This is a genomic window from Desulfosoma sp. (assembly GCF_052743555.1).
Map to the genome: position 1 here is coordinate 12,990 of NZ_JBRAHS010000017.1, position 10,885 is coordinate 23,874.

The window sequence follows — 10,885 nt, forward strand, 5'->3', positions numbered from 1 at the left end:
CATGATGAGCACCTGGTTTCAGTCCGTCAAGAACCGTTTGTTCGGCCACAAAGGACAAGACAAGCAACCCCTGGCGGGCGACTCCTTTGGCTTTTCTGTGCCGGACAAACCCCGATTTCTGCTCAGACCCATCTTTGAAAGACTCATTGCCAAAACCTTCTTTCCCGAAGACCAGCAAAAACTCTTGGAAAACCTCGCCCAAAAGGGCGTTATTGTCTACGCTCTGCGGCATCGATCCCAGCTGGACTTCGTCTACGTGAGCCTTCGGCTGCACCAGTTGGGCTTGCCTACGCCACGATTCCTTTTTGACCTGCGGCCTTATTTTTGGCAACCCCGAACCTATGCCGCCATCCTCGCCCTTCGCCGTCTCGTGAAAAACCTTACCCGAGACGGTGTGCCGAATCCTTATGAACACGGCTATTACCGCAACATGGTGCAGCAGGGTCAATCAGGACTGCTTTTTCTTTTGGGGGAAAGAGGTTACTATCAACGGGCCGTCATGGTCCAGCACGATCCCCTGGACCATTTGCTGACCCTGCAACAGGAAATGTCCCGCCCCATTTATGTAGTGCCTCTGGTGCTGCTCTACAGCCGAGCCCCTCTTAAAGAGCGGCGCGGGATTTGGGACATTGTCTTTGGCAATCCGGAAAATCCAGGCCTTGTCAGAAAACTCGTCTCCTTTATTCGGAACTATTCCTTCGCGGCCATTGAAGTGGGCGAACCTTTGGATCTCTTTCATGTGCAGGCCGAACTGTCCCAAGATCCCTGGGAACGACGCAAGCAGGTGTTTGAACTGCGGCGCAACTTGATCGAGTCCGGCAATAAGATTCGACGCGCCGTGGTAGGTCCGCAAATCAAAAGCAAACTTGAACTCAAGGACATCATTTTGCACCACCCGCGGCTGGAATCCTTCATGAAACGCCGCGCCAAAGCTTCCGGCGAACCCGTATGGAAAATTCGAAAAGAAGCCGACGAATACCTGGAAGAAATCGCCGCTGATTACAGCTACACTCTCATTCAGCTGGGCGAAAAGGTTCTCACCTGGATGTGGAACAATCTCTTCGACGGCATCGACGTGGACATGGAAAGCCTGCACCGAGTGCGCAAAGCCGCCCGACACAATACACTGGTGTACGTGCCCTGCCACAAAAGCCACATCGACTACCTCATTCTCTCTTACGTCCTCTTTCGCAACAACCTCTACCCCCCCTTCATCGCCGCAGGCAAAAACCTGTCCTTTTGGCCCCTGGGCCCCATCTTTCGCCGAGGCGGCGCCTTTTTCATTCGAAGAACCTTTAGAGGCGCTCGATTCTATTCCGAGGTTTTTTCACTCTACGTCAAGACCATGGTTCGATTTGGGCACAACATTGAGTTTTTCATCGAGGGCGGGCGCAGCCGCACCGGCAAAATGGTTCTGCCCAAGCTGGGCCTCTTGGCCATTCTCATTCAGGCCGTGGAAGAAGGCTTCTGCGACGATCTGGTCTTTGTGCCCACGTCCATTTGCTACGACCGTATTCCCGAGGAAGAAGTCTATGTCAATGAGATCACCGGAGGGGCCAAGAAGGAGGAGAGTCTAGGGCAGCTCGTACGGGCACGGCGTTTTCTCAAGAAACGCTATGGCCGCGTCTATGTGCGATTCGCAGAACCCATGTCCCTGCAGCGCTATCTGGAACGCCACCGCTACGACCTCAAAAGCCTTTCGTCCAAGGTGCGTCACGCTATGTACCGGGATTTTGCCTTTCGCATCATTTCCCACATCAACCAAGCCTCCTTGGTCACGCCCCATGCTCTAGTCTCCGCCGCTTTGCTTTCCGGAGCGCGCAAAGGCACGGCCCTTGGACAACTCAACCAAACAACTCAGCTCTTCTATCAATACCTGGAACAAAACGGCGTGCGCTTTTCTCGAAGTTTTCAAAATTACGATCTGGTCATCGAAGATACGCTCAAGGACCTGGTCAAGAGCAAGCTTCTGGACCAGCTCAAGGACGAAGACGACGAATTGGAGGAGGAAGTCTTCATTCTGGACGACGAAAAACGCCTCACTCTGGAATACTACAAGAACAACATCATTCACTTTTTCCTGCCGGCCGCTTTTGTGTCCACGTCGATTTTGAGGCAAGAAACCTTTCGTTTCAATCTCGGTGATATTTTGGAAGATCTGGCTTTTATGAAGGACTTTTTTAAGTACGAATTCGTTTACGACATGGACCTGCGGGATCACCAGCTGGCCAAGCAGGTTCTCAACGTTTTTGAGTCCCTGGGATGGCTGCGAAGCCTGGAACCCGCCGAGAACCAGCCCTACATGCTCACCCATCGCGGCCTCATGGCCGTGCAGGCCTTTCACGGCCTGATTCGCAACTTCTTTGAGACCTACTGGCTCGTTCTGCGCTCCCTGCGCTACGTGCAAAAGAAACCTTACACGGAAAAAGATCTGATCAAGAAGGTCCTTTCCGCGGGAGAAAAACACCTCAAGATGGGCCTCATCGAACGACCCGAGTCCATCTCCAAGATCGTTTGTAGTAATGCCCTGAGCTTTTACGTGGAAAAAGGGCTCTTGGAGCGGCGGGTGGACGATTCGAAGGGTGAGGACAGGGCGGTGGAAAGGTTTGAATACACCGCCGAGCGTCAGCAGGTTCAATACTATGGCCGTCAGATCAGCCGGCTTCTACGAGCGCCCCATCTGGCTTTGCAGTGAGGCGCCCGTCGCCCCATCAGGGAAGCATGACCAAATCGTCCGGGGTGACGTTTAGCGCCTCGGCACCATGCTCGGTCACCACGTAGGTATTTTCAAAGCCGCTGACACCGATGCCCGGAACCACCCATTTGGGCTCAAAGGCAAAGGTCATTCCTTCGCGCAGCACCATTTTTTGCCCTTTAGCGATAAAAGGAAACTCATCCACTTCCAACCCCAGCCCGTGCCCCAAGAAAGACACACCGCTGTCCTTGGGACCCATGAAATGTTCTAATCGACCGGCTTTTCGAACCACGTCCAGCACCTGATCGTACAGATCGCCCGTAACAGCTCCCGGCACGGCATGTTCTTGAAGCCAATAGTGCAGTTCTCGGCTCATGGCATAGCAATCCTGCAAAACCGTATGAGAAGGCCCGAGGCTGAAGTTGCGCGTCTGATCGTTCAAGTAGCCGTTATGATTCAGCATGGTATCCACACTAACCAAGTCCCCTCGACGTATGGTACGATACCCTGACCCTTGACTGAAAGCCGGGCTGATTCCGGGCCCTCCGGTAGGATGATCGGCATAGGGGGCTTCCGCGGCCTCCGGTCCGGAGAGGACATGCCCGAAATAGATTTCCAGATTGAACCCACGCACTCTGGAAAATCCTAAATGGCCGGCCAATCGGGCCGTTTTTTCCAATTCCGCCAAAAGGTCCCATTCCCGCATGCCTTCACGGAGCACTTGCGGCACCGCCCGAGCCACCGCGTCGGCAATCACCGCCGCGCCACGCATCATTTCCAGTTCCCAGGATGACTTCAGGCTGCGCACGTGCCGAATGAGGCCGCTGACATCCACAAGGCGGTCTTTGGGAAACAGTTTTTCATCAAAGAAAAAAAACGTGTTGGCGGGCAGCACGTCCAGCTCCATGCCTAGTGTGCGGGGCGATGAGCGGCCTGTAACCTTATCGACCAGAGATGGCAGCTGCTTGAGGCTTTCCAGAGGAATCACAGGCCTCAAAGGCGTCTGTTGTTCGGCGCGATGCACGTCGCGGCGCACGGCAAAGACGGGTGGGCCCGAGGCCGGAATGAGCAGGAAAGCGTCTTGCACAGTTCCTGAAAAATAATAGAGATCAGTGTTCTGGCGAAGGAGCGCGGCGTCCACCTGCTGGGACTGCAACAGGCTCTGAAAGGCAACGATTCTGGCGGCAATTTCCGAGGAAGGAACGAAAAGCATGTCTTTCCCTTTCGTTTCTTGAACCATCATGCGTCGGGTTCTGGGGCGGACGGCCGTTCGAGCGTCTGCAGGACATGGCGAAGGCGGTCCAGGGAAAGGTCCGCAAGGCGAGGCACCGCCCAATGGGCCTGAAGCAGGTCGGCCAGGGGATAAGTGTGGCCCACGGCCACCACGAAAAGACCGGCGCTTCGAGCCGCCTGAATCCCCGTGGGGGTGTCTTCAATCACCACGACGCCTCGGGGTGAAGCCCCATTGCCGGCAACACCTTCGTGCAGCAGGGCAGGGTGGGCGTCATAAAGACCCTTTAGGGCTCGTTGGTACGTTTCTGGATGCGGTTTTCCCGCCTGCACATCATCGGCCGAAACGATCACCGAAAAGGCAAGCAGTATGTTCAGGGTGTTGAGAATAAGGCGGATCTCTTCGGCCTTTGCACCGGAAGCGATGGCTAAAGGCAAGCCGGCCTCGCGAAGCTCTTGCACCAGTTCCTCGGCTCCGGCAAAGGGAACCACACCTTGAGAAACAATTCTTTGAAAGGCGGCCTCCTTGGCGCGCAGCACATGTTCAAAAAGATCGGCACTGAGGGGCAGACCGGCATCTTGAAAGATGGCCCGTACGGCGTCCCGGTCGTCAAATCCGATGTAGCGTTCCAGATAGACCTCGTAAGAATGCGCTAAACCCAACGGAGCCAAAACATCGCAAAAGGCTCGGTAATGCAAGGGTTCTGAGTCAACAAGCACACCGTCGAAATCGAAAATGACCGCTTTGAGGTCTACGGTGCCCGTGGGCATGTTCGTCTCCTTGAACTGGGCCTTGAAAATGACCTTTGCGTTTTGTTTGCGAATCATAGCAGAATGGCGCTATTGTTCAAGAGACCCAAAACCAAGGGCAAAGGCCTCGCGTATTCCATGAAGGCCGTGCCCGTTCATGAAGGCTCCTTTTCCCAAAGCGAGACCGCTCATGGGCCTTTTGTCCCGCAAACCTTCCGCCTTGGCCTCCACGCGCATCAAACTCATCGCCACTTTTCTCGACTTTTCCTTTCTTACCGCCGGCATTCCCCTTTTGGCGGGCGGCGGCGTGCTCTACAGGACGTTTCTGCGGGAAGCCAAGATCCGCGTCACTCAAGACTTGAATGCCGCACGGCAAATGTATGCGGACCACCTGGATAAAATGGCTCTGGCCCTGCAGACCGCTGGCCATGGACTGAATCTTCTCAGGCCTCAGGGCGTTCCTCTGGAAAAGGTCCTGGAACCAACCTTTCGGACCATGGCGTCCCACGCCCCCTTTGATCTGATCGGTATCATTTCGGGAACGCAAGACATTTGGGTCTATTCTTCAGGAATGCTGCGGCGCGTCCAGGGCGCCTCAGTCGTCCTTCCCTGGGTGGACAAAGCGGTCCTGCTCCATCGACCTTTGCAGGAAACCACGCTGCTTTCCCTTTCCCATGTGGCGCTTCTGGATCCCGCTCTAGCGGAAAAGGCTCGGCTGCCCCTCAAGGCCCCTACGCCCACCACTAATGCGCATCGCTCTTTTGTGGAAGAAGCTATGGTGCTGGCCGCCGCCGTCCCGATGAACGACGTCTCCGAGAGATCTGGGACTCTTTTCGACATGAAAATCCTGAACGGCGCTTCCACCCTGGTGGATGGCATACGCGACAGTCTGTTTCGCGGCACCGAACACGACGGCTGGAATCTCGGCACGGTAACCGTTTTCCTTGGCGATGTGCGCATCGCCACCAATGTTCTGGAAGAAGACGGGCAAAGGGCCCTGGGCACTCGAGCATCCCCGGCCGTGGCCCGCCAGGTTCTGGAACAGGGAAAACGCTGGAACGATCGTGCCTTTGTCGTCCACGACTGGTACATCACCGGCTATGACCCCATTGTGGATATGGAAGGTCGGCCCATAGGGATGCTTTACGTGGGTGTCCTGGAAAAACCCTACGCCGGTGTGCGCAACAAGGCCATGATGATCTTTGCGGTGTTGAGCGTTTTAGGCATGAGTGTGGCCATCGGGCTGGGGTATTTTTTGGAATGGAAAATCATTGCGCCCATGGTGCGGTTGAGCCGGGCCGCGGCGGAAGTGGCCCAAGGCAACATGCAGCCCAATCTGGGGCCTGTGGAAAAGGGAGAAATCGGGATTGTGCAACAGGCCTTTGCGTCCATGCTGGAAGCCATTCGCGACAGGGAAACACGCCAGAGGCAGGAAACCGAAAGCAAACTCGTCATGGCGCAAAAGCTCAGCAGCATCGGCAGGCTGGCGGCCGGAGTGGCCCATGAAGTGAATAACCCTCTCACAGGAGTCCTCACCTGTGGCCACCTCCTTTTACAGCGAGACGATCTCGACGATGAAGCCCGGGAAATGCTCACGGTTATCGTGGACGCCACCGAAAGGGTGCGCCGGATTGTCAAGGGTCTGCTGGACTTCTCTCGACAAACCTCCCTGCGCATTGAACCTGGTGATCTCCATCAAGTGGTTCTTGAAACCTTGCCCTTGGTGGAAAATCAGGCGGCCGTCAAGGGCATTCAGCTACACTACGAACCTGGTCGAGACCTTCCCCTGGTCCCCATGGACGTGCAGCATCTGAAGAGCGTGCTCCTGAACCTTCTGCTCAATGCCCTGGATGCCACGGACGCAGGAGGAACCATTACCCTGTCGACCCGTGTGGCCTTATCCATGAGTCGCGAGGGTACCCATCGGCTGGGAGCGGAACTGCGCGTTAAGGATACCGGGTGCGGTGTGCCTTCAGAAAACTTGGAAAAAATTTTCGAGCCTTTCTTTTGCACCAAAGAAGTGGGCAAGGGCACCGGCTTGGGCCTGGCCGTGGCTTACGGCATCGTGTCCCGCCACGGCGGCCTGATTCGCGTGCAAAGCCAGGTGGGCCAAGGAACGGAATTCACCATCTGGCTGCCTCTTGAGGAAGCGCGGCCATCTGGATGAAAAGAAATGGTTTTGTCGACCACGGGCTTCTAAACAAAGGAGCCGCACATGACGGAAAGGCGACGGCTCTGGGAACGCGTGCTTTTGCCCCTTGGTTTCGAAGGCACGGCCCCGAAGCATCCGCACACAACGGGCCAGGGCTCGCGAATGCGACTTGCGCAGGGGGTAACCTTTCCAAGAGGAAGCATGGGCGATCTAAGAGTTCGGCGGGGCTTTCCTGGTGCCCCCGGCAGGATTCGAACCTGCGGCACCAGGATTAGGAATCCTGTGCTCTATCCTCCTGAGCTACGGGGGCCCGTGGAAAAAGCTGCTCGCTCATAGCATAGGCCGTGGAGCATTGCAAGCATGCCGAAAGATTTAGAGAAAAGAACAGCAAACCCCAAGGCGGTTCCTATAGGGCAGTTCATCAAAGATGTGCTGGCCCAGCAGCCCTCATTTGCCTCCAAGCCTATTGGCGAATGGAAAGACCTGGTGGGGGAAAGCGTGGCGCGTCATTGTGCGCCCCGGTCCCTGAAAAACGGGTGCCTCGTCGTTCTGGCACGGAACAGTGTCTGGAAACATCATCTGGAACTGAACAAGGAAGCCCTGCTACGGCGCATCAACGAGCGTTGGGGACGCCACGTCATCACGGACATTCGCATTCGTGTGGGCGAAATCAAAGAAGTCTCCGAGGCGCTGGATGCCAATTATCGCAAGCTGCAAACGCTGGCCCCTAGGAAGGGAACGAAGCGAAAGAAAAAACCCGTTTTGAGGAAACTCACAGACGTCGAAAAAAACTTCATCGCTTCCCTTAAAGATAAAGATCTTCAGAAAATGGCAGCAAAGCTTTTGCGGCTTACCCCAGACGAACCGACGGAATCCCCGGAAAACAGCCGCCCATGACGGTCCGCGTGGCAGGGACCACCTGCCGCCGGGCTGCTTCACGTGTCACACGCGGGCGAGTGTTTTTGAACAAGTGCCGGTTAGAGGTAAAGGGCTTGGAAGGCCCTACGGCGCGGGGTTGTGAATGGTTCACGAAATCGATGATCCGGATGTTCTGGAAATGCTTCACAAAGCAGCATTGCGGACCGAGTCCGTTCAAGGATTTATGGAAAAAGTTCGAGCCGTGGTCGAGCTGTAGAGCTTGCGTTGGGGCGCTTGAGTGAAAAAAGCACGTTGCTATCCCTTGACGCTTGCCTTCGAGCCGGCGCTGAAGCGGCCGACTTTGCGTTTTGGGTTTTAAGAGCCGAAGCACGTTTTAAAACGACCTGCCAAAGCCTCTCCTTAAATCTCTTTGCTTGGCCGGTTTTTCTGAAAATGTTCCACAATGTTCCGGGCGACAGGTTCAGGAATGCCTGGGACCTGCAAGAGCTCTTGAAGGGTGGCCCGACGCAGACTCTCCATGTCGTCAAAATGCGCCAGAAGCGCCTGTTTGCGTTTTGGCCCCAGGCCTTTGACGGCATCCAACGCTGATGCCAGCAGTTCCTTGCGATGCCGATGCTTGTAGCCGCCGATGGCGAACCGGTGCGCTTCATCCCGCAGGCGCTGAAAAAAGTGAAGCACTTCGGCATGGCGTGATAGAAAAAAGGGGTTTTTCCGCCCTGGCACATACACCTTTTCATAGAAGCCTCGGCCTTCCGGCCCCACATCCTTGTCCTTTTCCTTGGCCAAGGCCAAAACCGGCAGTTTGTCACGAAGCCCCTTGCTCTCCAGAAGATGAACAATGCGGTGGAGTTGGCTCTTTCCGCCATCCAGTACAAGGAGATCAATGGTGGGGACGCCCTGACGACGTGCGGCAAGGAGCCGTTCCACGGTTTCCGCCATCATGGCGGGGTCGTCGGGTTGCGCGACCCCGCGAATGGTAAAACGACGATAAAGGGAAGGACGAGGGCGCCCATCCACGAAGGTCACCGCCGAGCCCACGGCATGGCGGCCGGTCATGTTGGAAATGTCCACGCAGACGATGAGCCGTGGCAGGCGGGGTAACTGAAAAATTTCCATGATCCTCTGCAGCACCGCGTCAGAAGACTCACTGCCTTCGGCGTGGCTTCGATGGTGTTCAAGAGCGTTCTTGCGTGCCAGATCCAGCAGTGCCCGGCGAGAACCCCGCCGTGCAGCCCACAACCGCACGTGTTTTCCTCGAACCTCCGTCAGCCATTCCTCCAGCGCCTCGTGACCCTCCAGCTCCATAGGAACGATGATTTCATCGGGAATCCAGCGGCCCGGGCCGTAGAACTGCTGCACGAAAGAAGCGAGGACTTCCGGCGCGTTTCCCGAAATCTCTTGCAAATGGTAAGTCTTCTGGCCCACCACGGAACCTCGGCGAACGAAAAGCACCACCACCGTCCATCGGTCTTCTTTCTGAACGAATCCCAACACATCCTGATCCACGAGACGGGTGGAGACGATGTGCTGGGATTCCTGAAGTTCTTCAATGGACTGCAGGCGGTCTCGATAAAATGCCGCCTTTTCAAAATCCAGAGCCTCCGCAGCCTGGTGCATGCGTTCCTTGAGCAGCCCTTGGAGTGTGTGCGTCTTTCCCTGAAGAAACAGAATGACTTCGTCGACCATGCGCTGGTATTCTTCTTGAGATACCTTGCCAGCGCACGCGCCAAAGCATCGCCCCAAGGAATAATTGAGGCAGGGACGATCTCGAGGAATAAGCTTGGAAGACTTGCACAAGCGCAAAGGAAAAACTTTGTGCAGCACCTTGAGGGTTTCCCGCAAGGCATGCGCGGCATGATACGGGCCGAAATAGAGTGCTCCATCCTTTTCAAAACGGCGGACCACCGACAGGCGCGGATAGGGCTCTCGAGGATCCAGCCTCAAGGCCGGGTAATTCTTGTCGTCCCGCAGGACCACGTTGTATCGAGGTCGGTATCGCTTGATGAGGCTGGATTCCAGAAGAAGGGCTTCTTTTTCGTTGAGGGTAACAACAAATTCCAGGTGGGACGCGTTCTTCAACAAGGCCCGCGTTTTCAGGGAGAGCGCATCGGTGCTGCGCACATAGCTCGCCACGCGCTTTTGCAGGTCGCGCGCTTTACCCACGTAAAGGACGTGTCCTAGGCGGTCCTTGAACAAATACACGCCGGGTTCATGGGGCAGCCGCGGAACATCCACGTGCAATGCATCGGTGAATTCCTCCAGGGCTTCGGCCTTCACCACTCTTTCGTGGCCCATGCCGTCGGCACCTTCGGCATCGGTGGAGCCGCCTTCCCTCGTGCTGAACTCTAAAGAATTCGGTGCCAGCTCCCTTACCCTCAGGCCTTCTTCCCCCTGCGCGGGCTTCCCATCCGTTTCCAAAGGCAGCGACGCCTCTCCATCAGAACACGCGACGCTCAGTTGGCTCAATGTTTCCTTGCGACAACCTTCCGAACACACGGGCAAGCCTCTGATCCAGAACCTGCAGCACAGATCCTTTGAAATTTCCTCAAAACTTTTCTCTTCTTCTATACCACCACAATGGCCGAGATCCTAGAATCCTCTCTGAGAGCACCTTCAGTGGGAGCGGCGCAAGCCACGACGCCTGATCGCGCCTTGCGGCGCTCCTCCTGAATGAGATAAATGAAGAGGGCCTCTAAAAACCATTCCCGGACGGGCTCCTTGAATATTTTCCCAAAAAATCCCGCACGTCCCTATGAAGACCAAAAAAGATGGAGGCGGAGACACTGCAACCCTCCACCAACAACAATACTGCGTCGGCAAGAAAGCCTTTAAATCCTCGAGCAATGGCAGGACACGTGTCGGCGTTCGACCGAGCCTCAGGCCATCCAGGCGCCATGGAAGGCCCCTCCGAAGCCTTTCTGCACCAATCCGCGAATCCCTTCGTCACGGATCGGGAAAACAGCGGTGGTGTGCATCAGAAGGCTTTCGCACATCCAAGCTCATCGCCGCATCCATGAGGAGTTTCTCCAGACGCATCTTCGGCCGTCCTAAGGCTGGAAAAGTCTAGACAGAAAGGCTGTGTTCTGTTAGAAGAAGCGTCGTCGGGACGTGGCTCAGTTTGGGAGAGCGCTGCGTTCGGGACGCAGAGGTCGCTGGTTCAAATCCAGTCGTCCCGACCA

General features: G+C 55.9%; 6 protein-coding genes and 2 tRNA genes. 4 read left to right on the forward strand and 4 right to left on the reverse strand.

What is annotated here, in order from left to right; translation table 11 throughout:
• Nucleotide 1: 1 nt before the first annotated feature.
• On the forward strand, nucleotides 2-2,695 hold the full coding sequence (locus ACUVSA_RS11485; protein ID WP_445894924.1) for a 1-acyl-sn-glycerol-3-phosphate acyltransferase: 2,694 nt from the start codon (nucleotides 2-4) through the stop codon (nucleotides 2,693-2,695).
• 16 nt (nucleotides 2,696-2,711) lie between these two features.
• Here the strand turns inward: ACUVSA_RS11485 and ACUVSA_RS11490 are convergent, their stop codons facing one another.
• Both ACUVSA_RS11490 and ACUVSA_RS11495 read right to left on the reverse strand, forming a co-directional pair.
• On the reverse strand, nucleotides 2,712-3,908 hold the full coding sequence (locus ACUVSA_RS11490; RefSeq protein WP_445894925.1) for a M24 family metallopeptidase: 1,197 nt from the start codon (nucleotides 3,906-3,908) through the stop codon (nucleotides 2,712-2,714).
• 26 nt (nucleotides 3,909-3,934) lie between these two features.
• Entirely contained in the window at nucleotides 3,935-4,753 is an 819-nt protein-coding gene (locus ACUVSA_RS11495; protein ID WP_445894926.1) for an HAD family hydrolase, read from the reverse strand.
• 79 nt (nucleotides 4,754-4,832) lie between these two features.
• Between ACUVSA_RS11495 and ACUVSA_RS11500 the strand changes: the two genes are divergently transcribed.
• Entirely contained in the window at nucleotides 4,833-6,842 is a 2,010-nt protein-coding gene (locus ACUVSA_RS11500) for a cache domain-containing protein (RefSeq protein WP_445894927.1), read from the forward strand.
• Nucleotides 6,843-7,060: 218 nt separating this feature from the next.
• On the opposite strand, the gene ACUVSA_RS11505 is transcribed toward ACUVSA_RS11500, so the two are convergent.
• Nucleotides 7,061-7,137, reverse strand: a tRNA-Arg gene (locus tag ACUVSA_RS11505).
• 50 nt (nucleotides 7,138-7,187) lie between these two features.
• Between ACUVSA_RS11505 and ACUVSA_RS11510 the strand changes: the two genes are divergently transcribed.
• The gene (locus tag ACUVSA_RS11510) at nucleotides 7,188-7,724 is read left to right on the forward strand and encodes a DUF721 domain-containing protein (RefSeq protein WP_445891768.1); all 537 of its coding nucleotides are present in this window, start codon (nucleotides 7,188-7,190) and stop codon (nucleotides 7,722-7,724) included.
• Between the two features lie 381 nt (nucleotides 7,725-8,105).
• On the opposite strand, the gene uvrC is transcribed toward ACUVSA_RS11510, so the two are convergent.
• Nucleotides 8,106-10,001: an excinuclease ABC subunit UvrC gene (uvrC, locus tag ACUVSA_RS11515; protein ID WP_445894928.1), complete on the reverse strand. Its 1,896-nt coding sequence runs from the start codon at nucleotides 9,999-10,001 to the stop codon at nucleotides 8,106-8,108.
• 807 nt (nucleotides 10,002-10,808) lie between these two features.
• Between uvrC and ACUVSA_RS11520 the strand changes: the two genes are divergently transcribed.
• A tRNA-Pro gene (locus ACUVSA_RS11520) sits at nucleotides 10,809-10,885 on the forward strand.